The sequence below is a fragment of the Zoogloea sp. GDB6 genome (assembly GCF_056724105.1).
This window is the reverse complement of record NZ_CM161497.1, coordinates 1190779-1206477: the sequence shown is the minus strand read 5'-3', so window position 1 is coordinate 1206477 and position 15699 is coordinate 1190779. Positions and strand designations below refer to the sequence as shown.

Here is a 15699-nt window from a genome sequence, read left to right as displayed (position 1 = left end):
GGCGTGGGCTTTCTCGCCTGTCGCCGGGTGGTTGACCTGGCCGGCGTCAGCGGGCGAGCCGGAAAAGCCTTCGGGCGGGGATGCCGAGTCGGCCCCATCTCCTTTCGGAGTGGTTCGGCCCAAGGCGTCCTTGTCTCGTTGTGAATCCTGGCGAGGGTGCGGCTGCGCCTCGGGCTTATGGCTGCAACCGTCCGGCGAAAACAATTTCCCCGCCGCTGCGCGGCTTCCTCGCGCAACAAATTCTTTTCGCCTCCCGGCTCTCCACTGCGTTTCGACCGCAAGCGGTGCAGCAAGCCCGTCCCCCGCCGGCCGGATCACAACAAGGACGCGATGGGCGCGAACCTTGTTCAACCGAAAGGAGAAAACATCATGGCCAACATCGGCACCTTCACCACCGACAAAGACGGCTTCACCGGCACGCTGCGCACCCTGACGCTCAACGTCAAGGTCAAGCTGGTTCCCAACGACAAGGGCAGCAGCGAGAACGCCCCCGACTTCCGCCTCCAGGCCGCCGGCCACGACATCGGCGCGGCGTGGAACAAGACCAGCGAGGCCGGGCGGGAATACAAGTCCGTGACCCTCGACGATCCTTCGTTCCCGGCTCCGGTCTATGCCCGCCTGATCGAAGGCGAGGACGGCACGCACGACCTGATCTGGTCGCGCAGCAAGCCCCAGGCGGCGTGACCGCCGCAGCGCCCCGCCCACCGCGGCGGGGCGCTGTGCTGCTGTTCGCAGCACATCACCGCGTCACGCGCGCGGCTTCGCCGCGTCGTGTTCCTTCAACACCGCCTCCAGCTCCCGGCGCACCTGCGCCAGCAGCTCGTCGGCCTTGCGCGAGCTATCGCCCGCGTAGGCCAGCGTCAGCAGCGTGAGCGGGTGGATCTCCATCACCTCGCACAGCTCGGCCAGCTTATGCAGGGTCGGGCTTTTCAGGTCGCGTTCGAGGGTGCTCATATAGGTGCGACTGGACACGTCAGAGAAGGCTTCCTGGCTCAAGCCACGCGCTTTTCTGACTGTCTTCAACGCCTTCGCCAATGAGTTCCCAGCCGCCACCTATGGTTTCCCTCGAAAAACCAAGATGACAGCCCATTGAGCCCTATAGGGCTACAATCTATAGTGTTCATTTGGTGTTCTACGTTTTTGTGCCTTTACGGAAATCCGCATCGGCGGGTTCCAGCAAAGCCACGCAAGCGCATCCGTGCTTGTGCACGAAGGCGTAAATCCGGTTTGGCGGTTCTGCGCTTGGGCGTGAAACCGCATACGTGCATCATTGGATTTGTGGGATTGCCAACCATGCCCCAGCCACTCGCCACCGTCCCAGAGCGCGCACAACTGCTCGCCAACGGCGAGGCCCGCGCCGCTGGCCAGGCCATCGACCCGGTGCCTGTGGTGCGGCTATTCACGCCGGACGCGCACGTGACCTGGCTGCTGGCCGCACTCGATCCCGCCGATGGCGACACCGCTTGGGGCCTCATCGACCTGGGCATCGGAATGCCGGCGCAGGGAACCGTCAAGCTGTCCGAGCTGGCCGACATCGTCGGGCCGCGCCAGCAGCCCGTGATGCGCGACCTCTATTTCCGCCCCACGCGCACGCTGTCGGAGTACACCCGGCTGGCCGAGCGCGACGGGGCTATCCCGGACTGAACACAGCCTACTGTGACTTTTTCAGTCTGGTGTCATACCGGGTAGGTCTCAATTGAGATTCTTGCGGCGTAGCCGCACCAGTCTGACCCAAATAGACATGATGCCCGGCGCGGGCTGCCGCAGGCTGGCCTGTGTGGCGCCCCACAGTGGGGCGCTGCCGCCGCAGCATTGAGACGAATACCGCAACATATCGGAGTCAATTGGTCTTGACAGCCCCATCCGCCTTTGTAACCCATCACGTTCCGACGAGGGCGATGTAGCGCGTAGTTCTTCCGTGGCGGCGAGTCCTGTTCGCAGGAGGAGGCGTCATGGTCAATCCTCATCACCTCGCGCATTGGTATCCCACTGCCGCATACCTGTATGTCTTTTGGCTGGATGCGCTCGCGCTCGCTTGGGAGTACCTGCGCAGGCATCCCGACTACCGGCTCGACTGGCTACGCCGTCATCGCCGGCCTGATGCAGCGCATCGCTGGGGTTTGCGTCTGCTGGAAGACCCGGCACTGGATGCGCGTGACGCGCATCCAGCTTGGCTGCCTGGTCATGCTGCCGTGGTGCAGCTCTACCCCGACGCTGATCCGCCGCAGGATGCCACCGCCTTCGCGTTCTGGCGCATCCCCGGCCACAAGCAACTGTTCCACGACGGCAAGAAGCTGGCGCTGATCGCGCGCAGCCCAGGCCATTGCCTGCGCTTTGCGCTGGCGCCCGGCCTGGAAGACGGCATGGCCGTGGCCTATGCCCAACGGAGCGGCACTGCCGCCCCTGCGCGCGGTCATGCACGCGGCGCGACCTTCGCTGCCACCACGCCCAGGCCAACACCTTCCGCGCTGCTGGAACTGCACACCTTGCAGGCGCTCGACGCGACCCTCGCGGGTGCGTCCTTGCGCGATGTGGGCGAAGGACTGTTCGGTGCCGACGCCGTGGCCGACTGGTACAGCGACGGCGGCCTGCGCTCGAAGGTGCGCCGCCTGGTGCGGCGCGGCGATGCGCTGATGCGCGGCGGCTATCGCCACCTAGCACAGCTTCCGCCGCTTGAGAAGGGTCGTTTTGATGTAGACGCAAAACGACCCTGAGTAGAAGGGCCGCGTTTTCTGAGACTGCCTCCATCCGGTCGCGCTGTGTGGCCGGGCGCTTTCAACCGATGGAGGTTCACACCATGCGTCCCGCTCCCTTGCGGCCTGCCGCCACTGTCTCGACTGCTGCCGCGCAGCCCCAACGCTATCTCACCAACGACGAAGCCGCCGAATACCTGCGCCTGTCGCCGCGCACGCTGGAAAAGCAGCGCGTGATCGGCGGCGGCCCGCGCTTTCGCAAGTTCGGCCGTCGCGTCATGTACGCCGTGGCCGACCTCGATGCCTGGGCCGCCGACCGCAGCTTCGAGACGACTTCCGATCCCGAATACGCCGAGCACCACTCGGCCGACAGCCGTGCGCGCTGATCGGCGGCGCGCGGCAGGCCATCGCCATGTCCAGCACCGCGCTGCCGTCCCGGCAGCGGCCGTTGCAGGAGCGCGAACAGCTCGACCTGTTCCGCGCCTTGCCCGGCGACATGGCGCCGCGCGACAGCCAGGATTTGATGGCCTATCCGTTCTTCTCGCTCGGCAAGTCCAAGCGGGTCAAGCCCATCGACTTCCGGGCGGGCAACGTGACGATTCGCGTGGAAGGCACGCAGGAGCACGGCATCGCCACGATTTGGGATGCGGACGTGCTGATATGGGCGGCCTCGCAGATCGTGGAGGCGAAGGACGCGGGCTTGCGCCCGTCGCGGCTGATGTGCGCGACGCCCTACGAGATCCTGCGCTTCATCGGGCGTGGCAAGTCGCTGCGCGACTACCAGCGCCTCAAGGCCGCGCTCGACCGGCTGCAATCGACCACGGTGGCCACGTCCATCCGCGAGACGACCGGGCGGCGCTTGCACCGTTTCTCGTGGATCAACGAATGGAAGGAACTGGCCGATGCCCGCGGCACGCCGCTGGGCATCGAGCTGATCCTGCCGGACTGGTTCTATGCGGGCGTGCTCGACGCCGCCCTGGTGCTGACCATCGACCCGGCGTACTTCCGGCTCACTGGCGGCATCGAGCGGTGGCTGTATCGCCTGGTGCGCAAGCACGGCGGCAAGCAGGCATACGGCTGGCAGTTCGACTTTCGATACCTGCACCAGAAATCCGGCAGCACCGCCAAGCCCTACGACTTCGCCTGCGACCTGCGCGCACTGGTCGCGCGGCAGTCGCTGCCCGGCTACATCCTGGGCATCGAGCGCATGCCGGACAACGGCATGGAACTGCTGACGTTCCGGCCCGTGCCGCAGACGGCACGGGGATAACTCCGGGACAGCCTGTGAATGGTGTCGTGCTATCAGGCGTGCGGGGTATCGTGCTATCAGGCGTGGGACTATCGTGCTATCAGGCGTGCCGATCGCCCGCAAACCCGCGCCAGCATTGGGTTTGCGCGCCCTCTAACTTCCCTAACTTAATTTCTCTAACTTCTAGTAGAGAAGCGCCGCTGCGGTGGACAACCACCACACGGCCACAAGCGCAGCAGCAAAAGCCCGGCTTTCCAACACGGAGGGCCAGGCCATGATCGTCGCTCTGCTCAACCAGAAAGGCGGCGTGGGCAAGACCACGCTCGCCACGCACATCGCCGGTGAGCTGGCGATGCGCGGCCAGCACGTCGTCCTGCTGGACGCCGACCCGCAGGGTTCATCGCTGGACTGGACACAGCGCAGAAGCCAGCAAGGCTTGCCACGGCTGTTCAGCGCCGTGGGCCTCGCACGCGAAACGCTGCACCAGGAGGCGCCAGAACTCGCCAGGCGGGCCGATCACGTCATCATCGACGGCCCGCCCAGGATCGCCGCCTTGGCGCGCTCCGCGCTGCTGGCGGCCGAGCGCGTGCTGATCCCCGTGCAGCCCAGCCCCTACGACCTGTGGGCCAGCGCCGAGATGGTGGCACTGATCCGCGAGGCGCAGGTGTTTCGGCCTGCGCTGCGCGCGGCCTTCGTCATCAACCGGCGCGTCAGTACCACCGTGATCGGGCGCGAAGCGCGCCAGGCACTGGCCGACCAACCGCTTCCTGCGCTGCGCGCGGAAGTGCATCAGCGCATCGTGTTCGCCGACAGCGTGGCCGCTGGCCGGCTTGCACGCGAAACCGCGCCGGACAGCGCCGCCGCGCGCGAAATCACCGCGCTGGTGGACGAACTGCTGCGGTGGCCGACATGACAGCGAAGCCGCCACCTCGCGCAAAGCGCGTCGGCATCGGCGCGCGTCCGCCTGCGAATCCGCACGCCGAGGCGTGGATTCGCCAGGGCGACGCCGATGCACTGGGCAAGGGCGACCTCTACACGGCTCGCCTGACCCTCGACATCACGCCCGCCATGCGGGCGCGCATCAAGGTATCGGCCTTCACGCAGGGCGTGACCGTGGCCGACCTGCTGCGCGGCCTGCTGGAGCGGGAGTTTCCAGAGCACCGCAGGGAGAACACCCCATGACCGCATCCGCTTCGCCTGCCGCTGGCGCGGCCACGGCTGCGCTCGCAGCACCTTCCGGCCATCCTGCCAGCGCGCCGCTGACGCGCGTGGCGCTGGCCTACATCGAACCGCGCTTCAAGCTCTACCTGCGCTTCGGCGAACCTGCGCGCACGCTCCAGCTCGACCGCTGGCGGCGCTGCGCGGTGTTCCTGCCGGGTGCCATGTTGTGCCGCATCCGGTGGCAGGCCAACGACTACGGCACCGTTCGCTGGCAGCTCATGGTGATGCAGGCTTGCACGCCGCTCGATGCGGCACAGCGCATCCCCGGCGTGCAGCCGGGCGCGCGTCTGCTGCTGCACGCCGAGGGCGAGAACCAGGTGCGCGCCGTGCTGGAGCGCATCGACGCCATCGAGGCGCTGGGCGTCGCATCCGCCGCTGTCTCGCCCGCGTACTGGCGCACGCTCGCCAACCGGCTCGCTGCGCGCTTGCCGCTGCCCGAATACACCGCCGAGCGACACGCCGCCTGGCTCATCGGGAAGGAACTGCCATGACCGCTGTTTCCACTGCCGGCACCGCGCCGCGTCCTCGCTCGCGCCTGCGCGCTCGCATCGTGCTGGCGAGCCTGTCCGCCTGCGGCCTCGCTGCGCTGGCCTGGGCGTCCTTCGTGCATCCGCTGCCGCGCCTGATCTACAACCCGTCCGACAGCGTGGCGGTCGGCTGGTATCGCGTCGATCCGCTGGGCCGTAAGCCCGGCTCGCTGCCACGTCCCTTGTCCGTGGGCAGCATCGTCCTGACCATGCTGCCGCCAGACGCCACCGCGCTGGCCGCGCAGCGCGGCTACCTGCCGGCGCGCGTGCCGCTGCTCAAGCGTGTGGGCGCCGTCGCGCCGCAGGAGGTGTGCATCACTGGCCGCGTTGTCCGCGTCGACGGCGTGCCTTCGGCCGCCGTGCTGCCTGCTGACCGCTGGGGCCGGCCGCTGCCATCCTGGCAGCAATGCCGTCGCCTCGAACCCGGCGAACTGTTCCTCTTGAGTGTGACCAACTCGGCGTCGTTCGACAGCCGGTATTTCGGGCCGGTCAGCACATCCGCCGTGATCGGCGTCGCGCATCCGGTCTGGCTGGAGTCCCGCCCATGATGGCCGCCGATTCGCTGCACGTCGCCGTGCATCTCATCGTGCCATCGGGCGTGTCGTTCTGCTGTTCGTCGCCGTGTCGTCGCGCGTGCAGTGCGGGTGCATTCGCACCGCACTTCGCGCTGCCTTCGGCGCAGCCGTCCAACGTGCAGGCGTCTTGCCTCGAACGCGCCCGGCCTGCGGCCGTGCCCGCGTTCGCCGGCGCGCTGGCTGCTCGCGCAGCAGCGCCGCCGGGCCGCCGCTGCCCGGAGCGCCAGCGAGGGGCAAAGGCGGAAGGCAAGACAAAAGGACGCGGCACCGGGCCGCGTCGAAAGCCTGTCTGCACATGGGGGTGGCGCGGCACGGAGCGGCTTCGCCGCCGTGCCGCGTGGGGCGCGAGGGCCGCGCCAATGCAGGCATGTCCGTGTGCTTTGCACGACAGGACACGCCGTAGCTTGCGGGGAGCGTAGCCATGACCGACCGCCGCGACGACGATTTCCGCGTGCGTCCCAGCGCCCCGAAGAACCGGGGCAAGGGCCAGGGCCAGAGCTTCGTTTCCAAGGTGCTCAAGCAGGCTGGCAAGGCCAGCGGCGGCAAGTCCTCGATACGCCATTCCGCCGTGTCCGGCGGCCAGGGCCAGCGCGCAGGCCAGCGGCCCGGCTCGCGCCTGGGGCGCGGCCACACGGCGGCGCGTTTCGCCGGGGCGAAGCTGACGCCTATGTCTCGGCGCGTGACCATCAAGACCCTGCTGGTCAATCAACGCAACGCCAGTCCGCAGTCGCTGGCGAAACACCTGCGTTACATCGAGCGCGACGGCGCCGGCCGCGATGGCGAGCCGGGCCGCGCCTACGGTCCGCAGACCGACGATGCCGACCTCGACGCCTTCAAGGAGCGCAGCACCGACGACCGGCACCATTTCCGCTTCATCGTCTCGCCCGAGGACGGCGCCGAGCTGGACGACCTGCGCACCTATACCCGGCATCTGGTGAATCGGATGGAAGCCGACCTGGGGACGCGGTTGGATTGGGTGGCTGTCGATCACTGGAACACCGACAACCCGCACACGCACCTGATCGTGCGCGGGCGCGACGATACCGGCAAAGACCTCATCATCGCGGGCGACTACATCGCCCACGGCTTCCGCCATCGCGCCGCCGAGCTGGCGACGGAATGGCTGGGGCCACGCACCGAACTGGAGATCCAGCAGACCTTGCAGCGCGAGGTGGAGCAAGAGCGGTGGACGAGCCTCGACCGCACGCTGCAACGCGAGGCCGGCGAGGATGGCCGGGTGCAGATCGAACGCTTCAACGAACCAAAGCTGCAACGCCAGCGCCTGCTGCTGATCGGCCGCCTGCAACGCTTGCAGCGTCTGCGCCTGGCCGACGAGATGCAGCCCGGCACCTGGGCCGTCCATGCGGACGCGGAGAAGACCTTGCGCGCCCTGGGCGAGCGTGGCGACATCATCCGTACCATGCAGCGGGCCATGAGCGGCCAGCCGCGCGAGCTGGCGGTGTTCGAGCCGGGCGAGGATGGCCGAACCGTCATCGGCCGCGTGTCCGCCAAGGGGCTGGCCGACGAGCTGCACGACCGCGGCTATCTGGTCATCGACGGCGTGGACGGCAAGGCCCATTACGTCGCCTTGAACGCCCGCGACGAGCTGGCGAACTATCCCACCGGAGCCGTGGTGGAGGTACGCGGCTCCGCCGAGGTGCGGGCGGCCGACAAGAACATCGCCGCGCTGGCGAGCGATGGCCTGTACCGCACCGACCATCACCTGGCGATCGAGCAGGGCCGAGCCAAGCCCGGACGCGACCCGCAGGAAGTCGTCGCGGCCCATGTTCGCCGGCTGGAAGCCCTGCGCCGTGCCGGCATCGTGGAGCGTGTGGCCGATGGCTTATGGAAGGTGCCGGACGACCTGGCCGAGCGTGGCCGTCAGTACGACTCGCAACGGCTGGGCGGTGTGGCGGTGGAACTGAAATCGCACTTGCCGATCGAGCGGCAGGCGCGCGTGATCGGCGCAACCTGGCTGGATCAGCAGTTGATCGGCGGCGGCACGGGGCTGGGCGACCTGGGCTTTGGCGGCGAGGTCAAGAACACCCTGCAACAGCGCGCCGACTTCCTCGCCGAGCAGGGGCTGGCCGAGCGGCGCGGGCAGCGCGTGATCCTCGCCCGGAACCTGCTGGGCACGCTGCGCAATCGGGAACTGGCGCAAGCCGCCAAGGACATTGCCGCCGACACCGGACTGGAGCATCGGACCGTCACCGACGGTCAGCGTGTGGCCGGCATCTACCGGCGCTCGGTCATGCTGGCGAGTGGGCGTTACGCCATGCTGGACGATGGCATGGGCTTCAGCCTGGTGCCGTGGCGGCCAGTGATCGAACAGCGGCTGGGACAGCAACTCGCCGCCATGGTGCGCGGTAGCGGGGTTTCATGGGAAGTCGGAAGGCAGCGCGGCCCTGGCGTTGCCTAGTCCTCGTCCCGCCTTGACGCAGCCGTCGTTGCACCAAATGCGCCGAGGAAGGTCGTGACCGCCAACTGCACCCAATGATCCTTCTGTGCGGCGGACGGGTGGGTGCCCGGGTGCGTCAGGCACTCCATCTGCGGCTGGGCGCGCAGCATGCTCAGGAACAGCGTCGCGGCGGCTTCGACGCCCAGCGCATGGACGTCGATCTCGCCGGCCTGCGCCGCCACGCCCAGCCGTTCGGCCAGGATCGAGGTGACGACCTTCGGGCCGGCCAGGAAGAACCGCCGGCCCAGCTCCGGGAACCTCGGCGCTTCCGCCATGACCACCCGATGCAGTGCCAGTGCCGTGGGCGAGAGGACGATGTCGAGATAGGACATGCCGAGGTCGCTCAGGGTCTTGGCGATGTCGCCCGGCGACGAGTCCATCGCCCTGAAGGTGGCGGCCATCGCCCCGCATTCGTGCTCGATCACGGCGGCGAACAGGACTTCCTTGTTGGGGAAGTAGACGTACATCGTCGCCTTCGAGACCCCCGACTCGCGCTGGATCATGTCCGTGGTCGCGGCGCTGAAGCCGTGCGCCAGGAACACCGAGGTGGCCGCCTTCAGGATGGCAACTTCCTTGTCGTTGCGTTCTGCAGCAGGGGGGGTGGACATCGCGCTGCTCAAGTGAAAAGTCATGGCTGGGACTATACCGAACGGTTTGAATAGGGCCAATCCGATCTCGGCGAAACTGGGCTTCGCTTGATGCATGGGCATCGAATTGACGACTTGACGGCTTGGGATTAGAGTACCATGCCAATTTGAACCGATCGGTTTAGTCGTGGGCCAGCAGCGTCCGCGATCTTGCCGCCTGCATCGTCAAAGGACTTCTATGAATCGCGTTTTTCGAGGCCAGACGCTGGGCCGCGCGTCGCGCGTGGCGCCCGCGCTGGCCTTGGTGCTGGCCGGTTGCGTGACGGCGCCCGATGTCCGCGAGCCGTCGCTGGCCTCGCCCGACGCAGCCTTGCGCGCACGCGCGGCGGCGATGGCGACCCAGCCCGCGCTGGTCGAGGCGCCGGCGCCGTCCGAATGGTGGCAACTGTTCGGCGATGCGACGCTGCCCGCGTTGCAGGCCGAAGCCTCCGCATCCAACCTGGATCTGCTGGCCGCCACCGCGCGCATCGAGGAAAGCCGTGCACAGCTTGGCTTGGCCAACGCGGCGCGCAGGCCCCAACTGTCCGCAGACGCCAGCTACGCACGCTCGGCCCTCAGCGAGCACTCGCCGATGGTGTTGCTCGGCGCGCCGACCGAGCCCACCAGCACCTGGTCGCTGGGCCTGCAGGCGGGCTGGGAACTGGATCTGTGGGGGTATCTGCGCCACCTCAGCGATTCGGCCGAGGCCAAACTGCAAGCCAGTGGCTTCGGCATGGAGGCGGTCAAGGTCTCCGTCTCCGGCGACGTGGCGCGCACGTACCTGTTGCTGCGGGGCGTGCAGGCGCAGGAGGCCATCGTCGAGGAAAACCGGCGGATCGCCGAGGACCTGTTGCGCATGGCCGAAAGCCGCGAGCGCAACGGCGTCGCCACGCGCTTCGATGCGGCGGCGGCGCGCGCCGAGGTGGCCGGCATCGAGGCCCGCCTGGCCCAGTTGCATCAGCAGCGCGATGCCCTGATGAACGCGCTGGCGTTGCTGCTCGGCAAGCCGCCAAGGGAATTGGATGAGCGCCTTGCCACCGCCGGCCTGCCGCCGATGCCGCAGCGCCTGCCCGTGGGCATCCCGTCCGAACTGGCGCGGCAGCGGCCGGACATCCTGCAGGCGGAAGCGCGGCTGCGCGCCGCCGTCGCCGACATCGGCGCGGCGACCGCCGACTTCTACCCACGCATCAGCCTGACCGGGAGCCTGGGGGTGCAGGCGTTCGACCTGTCCGACCTGGGCAGTTGGGATTCCCGGCGCTTCTCGATCGGGCCGACGCTGCACCTGCCGATCTTTCAGGGCGGCCGGCTCAAGAATAATCTGGCACTGAGCGAAGCCCGGCATCGCCTGGCGGGCATTGCCTACCAGCAGACCGTCCTGCGCGCCTGGCACGAAGTCGATGATGCGCTGAACGCCTACAGCACCGAGTTGAAGCGGCACGCGCAGTTGCAGCTCGCCCTGGCGCAGAACCAGACCGCGTTGAATGTGGCGCAACGCGCCTACCAGCAGGGTACCGCCGATTTCACCGCGGTTCTGGTCGCCCGGCGTTCGCTGCTGGCCAGCCAGACCGCGTTGAGCGACTGCGCGACCGCCTCCGCGCTTTCCGTCGTTGCGCTCTACCGCGCGCTCGGCGGCGGCTGGTCGTCCGCGCTGCGCCCCGAAACCGCATCGGCGGGCGACAGGTCATGAGCACGCCAGCGGCCAGCGCCGCCCCGCCATCCAGCCCACCGTCGCCGCCGGTCTTCAATGCACGCCTGGCCGTGGGCCTGCTGGGCGCGCTGCTGGCGGCCATGGTGGCCGGCTTGAACGGCCGTATTCCCGGCCTGGTGCTGGCCGACCTGCGCGGCGCGCTGGGTTTCGGCCTGGATGATGCTTCCTGGTTGAGCACGGCCTATTCGGCCGGCGAGCTGGCCGCGATGCCGTTCGCGACCTGGCTGGCCATCACGTTCTCCTTGCGCCGCTTCCATCTGGCGATGCTGTCGGCCGCGCTGCTGTTGTCGGCCGTCTTGCCCTTCGTGCGGGATCTGCACCTGTTGCTGGCCTTGCGCGTGCTGCACGGGTTCTTCGGCGGCGCGCTGATTCCCTTGCTGATGATGGCCTGCCTGCGTTTCATGCCGCCGGCCATCCGCCTGCATGGCCTGGCGGTGTTCGCGCTGGTCGCCACCTTCTCGCCCAATGTCGCGCTCTGGCTGGCCGCCCTGTGGGTGGATCGTCTGGAGGACTGGCGCCTGGTCTACTGGCACGTGATTCCCCTGGGCCTGCTCGCCGTCGCGCTGGTGGCGTGGGGCATCCCGAAGCTGCCGCTGGCACTGCCGCGGCTGAAACAGGCTAACTGGTTCGGCATGGCCCTGGGCGTGCCCGGCCTGATGCTGCTGGTGGTCGGTGTGGATCAGGGCGTGCGGCTGGATTGGTTGCATTCGCCACTCATCGTCGCCGCGCTACTGATCGGCACCGTGTTCACCGTGCTGTTCCTGGCGAGCGAATGGCGTCACCCGGCCCCGTTCAACCGGCTGCAACTGCTGGAGCGCCGCAACGTCTGGCTTGGCTTCCTCAGCCTCGCGGTCTTGCTGATGGTGATGGCGACGGCCGTCACCTTGCCGGCCAGTGTGCTGGGCCAGCTCCAGGGATTGCGCATGGAGCAGAGCGCGGCCATCGGCCTGATGGTCGGGCTGCCGCAACTGGTGCTTGGGCCCTGCGTGGCGCTGCTGCTGTACCGGCGCTGGGTCGATGCGCGCCATGTCTTCGCAGCGGGACTGGCTTGCATGGCGGCGGCTTGCTGGCTGGCGTCCGGTATCACCAGCGATTGGATGGTGCATCAGTTTCTGTGGGCCGAAATCCTGCAGGCCGTCGGCCAGCCCATGGCGATGGTCGCACTGCTTTTCCTGGTGACCAGCGTGGTTCAGCCCATGGAAGGCCCCTTTCTCGCCGGCATGGTCAACATCGTGCGCGTGTTCAGCGCGACCGTCGGCGGTGCCGTCATCGGTCAGCTCACGGCGGTGCGTACCCGCTTCCATACCGACATGCTGCTCGACAGCGCGGCCCAGGCCCTGCCTCGGCTGCCGCCATCCGGCCCTTCCCTGGCCACGCTGTCGTCCACGGTCGCGCAGCAGGCCGGCGTGCTGGCCACGGCGGACGTCTATCGGGTGTTCGCGGTGCTGGCGCTGCTGCTGATTCCGGCGGTGCTGAAGCTGCAATACATCCCCGCGCCGGTCGTGAATCGAATGCCCCAGGCGGTGCCGCCCAGCGCACCGGCCGGGGCCGCCTCCTGATCTTCTCTTGGTGAAACAGTTTCCTATGGCCACGAATCTTCGCTTCCGCATCACGGTCGGCACGGTTGCCGCCGTCGCCCTGGTGGGCGCGTTCTTCATCCTGAACCGCCCGGAATCCAGCGCGTCCCGGCAAAGTACCGACGACGCCTATGTGCAGGCCGACTTCACGGTGATCGTCCCCCAGGTGGGGGGCGTCATCACCGAGGTGGCGGTCGCCGACAACCAGGACGTCCAGGCCGGCGCCCCGCTGGTCAGCATCGACGAACGCGACCTGCGCATCGCGGTGAACAACGCGAGCGCGCACGTCGCCAGCGCGCAGGCCGCCATCGGCAGCCTGCAGGCGCAGATCGCGCGCCAGCAGAGCATCATCGAGCAGGCACGTGCCGCGGTGGCCGCCGCCGGCGCCAATCTCAAGCTCGCGGAGGCCAATCGCAGCCGCTTCACCAACCTGGCCCGCGATGGTTCCGGCACGGTGCAGGCCCAGCAGCAGGCCGAGGCGCAGTGGGAAATCCAGCGCGCCGCGCATGAACGGGATCGCGCCGGCCTGCATTCGGCCGAGCAGCAGACCGCCATCCTGCGCGCCGATCTGGACAAGGCGCAGGCCGCCTTGCTGGCAGCGCAGGCAGAAAAAGCGGCGGCCGACTTGAACCTCTCCTATGCCCGCGTGACCGCGCCTGTCGGCGGGGTCGTCGCCCAGCGCCGCGCCCGGGTCGGCGGCTATGCCCGCGTGGGCGAGCCGCTGCTGACCCTGGTGCCGCTGGATGCGGTCTATGTGGAAGCCAACTTCCGCGAAACGCAACTGGCCCGTGTGCAGGTCGGCCAGCCGGTGGAGGTCACCGTGGATGCCTTGCCGGGCCTGCGCCTCAAGGGACGCGTCGAAAGCCTGGGGCCGGCCAGCGGCGTGAGCTTCTCGGCGGTGCCGCCGCACAACGCCACCGGCAACTTCACCAAGATCGTGCAACGCCTGCCGGTACGCATCCGGTTGGAGCCGGGCCAGGAGGATGTCCGTCGCTTGCGCGTCGGCATGTCGGTGCGCCCGGTCATCGACGTCGGTGCAAAGGGGGCCGAGACGGCGGTCGGCGAGCAAGGCGCGGCGCGGCCGTCGGCTTCGCTGTAACGGAGCGCCGCCATGTTGAAAGCCCTGCCATCTTCCATCGCCATCGGACGGCCCAGCATCGCGCTGGCGGCCGCACGCCGTGTCATCGCTGCGGCGAACGTCGAGGCCGAGTGCCATGGCTGGGCGATCAGCGTGGCCGTGCTCGATGCCGCTGGCGAACTGGTCGCGTTCGAGAAGCACGACGCGGCGATCGGCATCAGTCCCTATGTGGCCATCGGCAAGGCGCGTACGGCCGCCTTGCTGCGCGCGCCGTCCAAGCAGTTCGAGGACTTCATCAACGCGGGGCGGCCCAGCTTTCTGTCCACGCCTGGCCTCACCGCGCTGGAGGGCGGGATTCCTATCGTCGCCGATGGCCGGGTGATCGGCGCCGTGGGCGTCAGCGGTGCTCACGGCGCCAACGACTCTCAGATTGCAACGATCGCCGCAGCGGCCATCGACTCTCCAGTCTGATCAAAGCGCCACCATGAATGCCTTGAACCACACGACACAGAACGCCATCGGTGGCGGCCAGGGCCACCCGGCACCGAGTCGTACCGCCATCGGCACCCGCGCCCCACATCTCTCCGGGGACTGCGGCATCACGACCGGCGTCTGACGTCGGCATATCCCTTTTTCCTCGGAGTTCGCCATGCACGGCTATCAGGTCACTTTCTATACCCAGCAGGATCGCATGCACGGTTCCACGCCGCTCGCGCAATGGCTGCTCGACGAGGCCAGGAAGCTGGGCATTCGCGGCGCGACGCTGGATGGCGCGCTCCAGGGTCTTGGGCATGACGGCACCGTGCATGCGATCAACATGTTCGACTTTTCCGACCAGCCGGTGCAGGTCACGATGGTGCTCACCACCGAGGAAGTCGAGCGCCTGTTCGCGCAACTCGATGATGCGCAGGTGCGGGTGTTCTACACGAAGATTCCCGCAGAGTTCGGCACCCTGGGAAAGCCCGATTGAACCGCCGCAACGGCGGCGCCTGTACCGCCGTGTAGGGGATACCCGCTCAAGTCCGAGCCAGGCGCTCGCGCAGGAACTCGATGAAGCGCTGCGTCTTCGCCGGCAGCAGGCGTGTCTCGGTGATGGCGTAGACCGGGGTGGGGCTGCCTTGCCATTGCGGCAGCAGGCGGCGCAGGCGGTCGTGGGCGAGGTCGTCCGCGGCGATTTCCTCGGGCATCAGCACGATGCCCATGCCCATGGTCGCCAGGCGCCGGATCATGCCGACGTTGTTGACCACGAACCGGCTGCCCACCGAAATCGTGGTCGTTCGCGTGCCGTTGTGCAGCGTCCACATGTTGGTCTTCGCCATGCCCAGGCACTCGTGCTGCGCCAGGTCAGCGGGCTCGCCGGGTTCCCCCGAGCGTTCGAGATAGTCCGGAGAGGCGTAGAGGCAGGTCGAAAGCCGGGCCAGCGGACGCGCGATCAACTGCGAATTCTCCGACTCGCCCATGCGGATCGCCACGTCGAAGGGTTCGCTGACCAGATCGACCCGCCGCGGCGTCAGGTCGAAGTCGAACGTGATGCCGGGATAGTGCCGGGCGAACTCGGCGATCAACGGCGCCAGGTAGGTGACCGCGAAATCGACCGGCAAGGATACGCGCAGCATACCGCTGGGCTGCGCCAGCATTTCCCCCAGTTGTTCGTGCGCGAGCCGGGCCTCATCGACGATGCGTTTGCAGCGCTCGAAGTAGATCTGGCCGGCCTCGGTCAGCTCGACCTTGCGGGTCGTGCGGTGCAGCAAGCGCAGGCCGATGGCCTTCTCCAACATGCTGATCCGCCGCGACAGCGTGGAGTTCGGCATCCCGATCGCCTCGGCGGCCCCGCGGAATCCCTTGGCTTTGACGACCTCGACGAACAAGGCCATGTCATTCAAAAGCTGTTCCATCACATTGCTCCATTAATGGAGCAATGTTATCCAATTCACCCCATTTATTCCAAATCAAATGAGGCCGATGATGGCTCCATTGTCAACCGAGG

General features: G+C 67.9%; 19 protein-coding genes. 16 read left to right on the top strand and 3 right to left on the bottom strand.

Annotated features, from left to right (window positions below; all coding sequences use genetic code 11):
* The first annotated feature begins 369 nt into the window (after positions 1 to 369).
* Positions 370 to 684, top strand: coding sequence for a DUF736 domain-containing protein (locus AC1PQG_RS05510; protein WP_003107092.1), 315 nt, complete (start codon positions 370 to 372; stop codon positions 682 to 684).
* A 63-nt stretch (positions 685 to 747) separates the two neighbouring features.
* Here the strand turns inward: AC1PQG_RS05510 and AC1PQG_RS05505 are convergent, their stop codons facing one another.
* Positions 748 to 1023, bottom strand: a complete 276-nt coding sequence (locus tag AC1PQG_RS05505) for a helix-turn-helix domain-containing protein (protein WP_481121621.1) — start codon at positions 1021 to 1023, stop codon at positions 748 to 750.
* Positions 1024 to 1293: 270 nt separating this feature from the next.
* On the opposite strand from AC1PQG_RS05505, the gene AC1PQG_RS05500 reads away from it, so the two are divergent.
* The 9 genes from AC1PQG_RS05500 (at position 1294) to AC1PQG_RS05460 (ending at position 8684) form a co-directional block, all read left to right on the top strand.
* Positions 1294 to 1644 carry a DUF2958 domain-containing protein gene (locus AC1PQG_RS05500; RefSeq protein WP_481121620.1) on the top strand — a complete coding sequence of 117 codons (351 nt, stop codon included), beginning with the start codon at positions 1294 to 1296 and terminating at the stop codon, positions 1642 to 1644.
* Between the two features lie 308 nt (positions 1645 to 1952).
* A complete protein-coding gene (locus AC1PQG_RS05495) occupies positions 1953 to 2714 on the top strand; it encodes a DUF2285 domain-containing protein (RefSeq protein ID WP_481121619.1) in 762 nt (253 codons plus the stop codon).
* Positions 2715 to 2797: 83 nt separating this feature from the next.
* Positions 2798 to 3079 (top strand): helix-turn-helix transcriptional regulator, encoded by a 282-nt coding sequence (locus AC1PQG_RS05490; RefSeq protein WP_003107109.1) that lies wholly within the window; start codon positions 2798 to 2800, stop codon positions 3077 to 3079.
* Positions 3080 to 3105: 26 nt separating this feature from the next.
* Positions 3106 to 3963: a replication initiator protein A gene (locus tag AC1PQG_RS05485; protein ID WP_481121618.1), complete on the top strand. Its 858-nt coding sequence runs from the start codon at positions 3106 to 3108 to the stop codon at positions 3961 to 3963.
* 253 nt (positions 3964 to 4216) lie between these two features.
* On the top strand, positions 4217 to 4855 hold the full coding sequence (gene parA, locus AC1PQG_RS05480) for a ParA family partition ATPase (protein ID WP_033834762.1): 639 nt from the start codon (positions 4217 to 4219) through the stop codon (positions 4853 to 4855).
* Complete coding sequence (locus AC1PQG_RS05475; protein WP_003111892.1) at positions 4852 to 5124, top strand: hypothetical protein; 273 nt, start codon at positions 4852 to 4854, stop codon at positions 5122 to 5124. The genes parA and AC1PQG_RS05475 overlap by 4 nt, the downstream gene beginning before the upstream one ends.
* Positions 5121 to 5654 (top strand): DUF2840 domain-containing protein, encoded by a 534-nt coding sequence (locus AC1PQG_RS05470; protein WP_481121617.1) that lies wholly within the window; start codon positions 5121 to 5123, stop codon positions 5652 to 5654. The genes AC1PQG_RS05475 and AC1PQG_RS05470 overlap by 4 nt, the downstream gene beginning before the upstream one ends.
* Entirely contained in the window at positions 5651 to 6238 is a 588-nt protein-coding gene (locus AC1PQG_RS05465; protein WP_481121616.1) for a S26 family signal peptidase, read from the top strand. The genes AC1PQG_RS05470 and AC1PQG_RS05465 overlap by 4 nt, the downstream gene beginning before the upstream one ends.
* A 478-nt stretch (positions 6239 to 6716) precedes the next feature.
* A complete protein-coding gene (locus AC1PQG_RS05460) occupies positions 6717 to 8684 on the top strand; it encodes a DUF3363 domain-containing protein (RefSeq protein WP_481121615.1) in 1968 nt (655 codons plus the stop codon).
* On the opposite strand, the gene AC1PQG_RS05455 is transcribed toward AC1PQG_RS05460, so the two are convergent.
* Positions 8681 to 9331: a TetR/AcrR family transcriptional regulator gene (locus AC1PQG_RS05455; RefSeq protein WP_481121614.1), complete on the bottom strand. Its 651-nt coding sequence runs from the start codon at positions 9329 to 9331 to the stop codon at positions 8681 to 8683. The two genes, AC1PQG_RS05460 and AC1PQG_RS05455, sit on opposite strands and share 4 nt — an antisense overlap.
* A 217-nt stretch (positions 9332 to 9548) precedes the next feature.
* Between AC1PQG_RS05455 and AC1PQG_RS05450 the strand changes: the two genes are divergently transcribed.
* From AC1PQG_RS05450 to AC1PQG_RS05425, 6 genes are read left to right on the top strand one after another with little or no spacing between them, the layout of a single operon-like run.
* Positions 9549 to 11036 (top strand): efflux transporter outer membrane subunit, encoded by a 1488-nt coding sequence (locus tag AC1PQG_RS05450; RefSeq protein WP_481121613.1) that lies wholly within the window; start codon positions 9549 to 9551, stop codon positions 11034 to 11036.
* Positions 11033 to 12616, top strand: a complete 1584-nt coding sequence (locus tag AC1PQG_RS05445) for an MFS transporter (RefSeq protein WP_481121612.1) — start codon at positions 11033 to 11035, stop codon at positions 12614 to 12616. The genes AC1PQG_RS05450 and AC1PQG_RS05445 overlap by 4 nt, the downstream gene beginning before the upstream one ends.
* Before the next feature lie 25 nt (positions 12617 to 12641).
* Complete coding sequence (locus tag AC1PQG_RS05440) at positions 12642 to 13733, top strand: HlyD family secretion protein (protein ID WP_481121611.1); 1092 nt, start codon at positions 12642 to 12644, stop codon at positions 13731 to 13733.
* Positions 13734 to 13745: 12 nt separating this feature from the next.
* Positions 13746 to 14183, top strand: a complete 438-nt coding sequence (locus tag AC1PQG_RS05435) for a GlcG/HbpS family heme-binding protein (protein WP_481121610.1) — start codon at positions 13746 to 13748, stop codon at positions 14181 to 14183.
* A 13-nt stretch (positions 14184 to 14196) separates the two neighbouring features.
* Complete coding sequence (locus AC1PQG_RS05430) at positions 14197 to 14328, top strand: hypothetical protein (protein WP_481121609.1); 132 nt, start codon at positions 14197 to 14199, stop codon at positions 14326 to 14328.
* A gap of 33 nt (positions 14329 to 14361) precedes the next feature.
* Positions 14362 to 14682 carry a DUF190 domain-containing protein gene (locus AC1PQG_RS05425; protein WP_481121608.1) on the top strand — a complete coding sequence of 107 codons (321 nt, stop codon included), beginning with the start codon at positions 14362 to 14364 and terminating at the stop codon, positions 14680 to 14682.
* A gap of 46 nt (positions 14683 to 14728) precedes the next feature.
* Here AC1PQG_RS05425 and AC1PQG_RS05420 read toward each other — a convergent pair whose 3' ends face one another.
* Positions 14729 to 15607 carry a LysR family transcriptional regulator gene (locus tag AC1PQG_RS05420; RefSeq protein WP_481121607.1) on the bottom strand — a complete coding sequence of 293 codons (879 nt, stop codon included), beginning with the start codon at positions 15605 to 15607 and terminating at the stop codon, positions 14729 to 14731.
* Positions 15608 to 15699 lie beyond the last annotated feature (92 nt).

Bases quoted from the DNA above. Each gene is read 5' to 3' on its own strand.
- AC1PQG_RS05495 (WP_481121619.1), top strand. From the start codon at position 1,953: ATGGTCAATCCTCATCACCTCGCGCATTGGTATCCCACTGCCGCATAC.
- AC1PQG_RS05450 (WP_481121613.1), top strand. From the start codon at position 9,549: ATGAATCGCGTTTTTCGAGGCCAGACGCTGGGCCGCGCGTCGCGCGTG.
- AC1PQG_RS05420 (WP_481121607.1), bottom strand. From the start codon at position 15,607: ATGGAACAGCTTTTGAATGACATGGCCTTGTTCGTCGAGGTCGTCAAA.
- AC1PQG_RS05445 (WP_481121612.1), top strand. From the start codon at position 11,033: ATGAGCACGCCAGCGGCCAGCGCCGCCCCGCCATCCAGCCCACCGTCG.
- AC1PQG_RS05425 (WP_481121608.1), top strand. From the start codon at position 14,362: ATGCACGGCTATCAGGTCACTTTCTATACCCAGCAGGATCGCATGCAC.
- AC1PQG_RS05465 (WP_481121616.1), top strand. From the start codon at position 5,651: ATGACCGCTGTTTCCACTGCCGGCACCGCGCCGCGTCCTCGCTCGCGC.
- AC1PQG_RS05435 (WP_481121610.1), top strand. From the start codon at position 13,746: ATGTTGAAAGCCCTGCCATCTTCCATCGCCATCGGACGGCCCAGCATC.
- AC1PQG_RS05430 (WP_481121609.1), top strand. From the start codon at position 14,197: ATGAATGCCTTGAACCACACGACACAGAACGCCATCGGTGGCGGCCAG.
- AC1PQG_RS05510 (WP_003107092.1), top strand. From the start codon at position 370: ATGGCCAACATCGGCACCTTCACCACCGACAAAGACGGCTTCACCGGC.
- AC1PQG_RS05455 (WP_481121614.1), bottom strand. From the start codon at position 9,331: ATGTCCACCCCCCCTGCTGCAGAACGCAACGACAAGGAAGTTGCCATC.
- AC1PQG_RS05485 (WP_481121618.1), top strand. From the start codon at position 3,106: ATGTCCAGCACCGCGCTGCCGTCCCGGCAGCGGCCGTTGCAGGAGCGC.
- parA (WP_033834762.1), top strand. From the start codon at position 4,217: ATGATCGTCGCTCTGCTCAACCAGAAAGGCGGCGTGGGCAAGACCACG.
- AC1PQG_RS05440 (WP_481121611.1), top strand. From the start codon at position 12,642: ATGGCCACGAATCTTCGCTTCCGCATCACGGTCGGCACGGTTGCCGCC.
- AC1PQG_RS05475 (WP_003111892.1), top strand. From the start codon at position 4,852: ATGACAGCGAAGCCGCCACCTCGCGCAAAGCGCGTCGGCATCGGCGCG.
- AC1PQG_RS05500 (WP_481121620.1), top strand. From the start codon at position 1,294: ATGCCCCAGCCACTCGCCACCGTCCCAGAGCGCGCACAACTGCTCGCC.
- AC1PQG_RS05490 (WP_003107109.1), top strand. From the start codon at position 2,798: ATGCGTCCCGCTCCCTTGCGGCCTGCCGCCACTGTCTCGACTGCTGCC.
- AC1PQG_RS05470 (WP_481121617.1), top strand. From the start codon at position 5,121: ATGACCGCATCCGCTTCGCCTGCCGCTGGCGCGGCCACGGCTGCGCTC.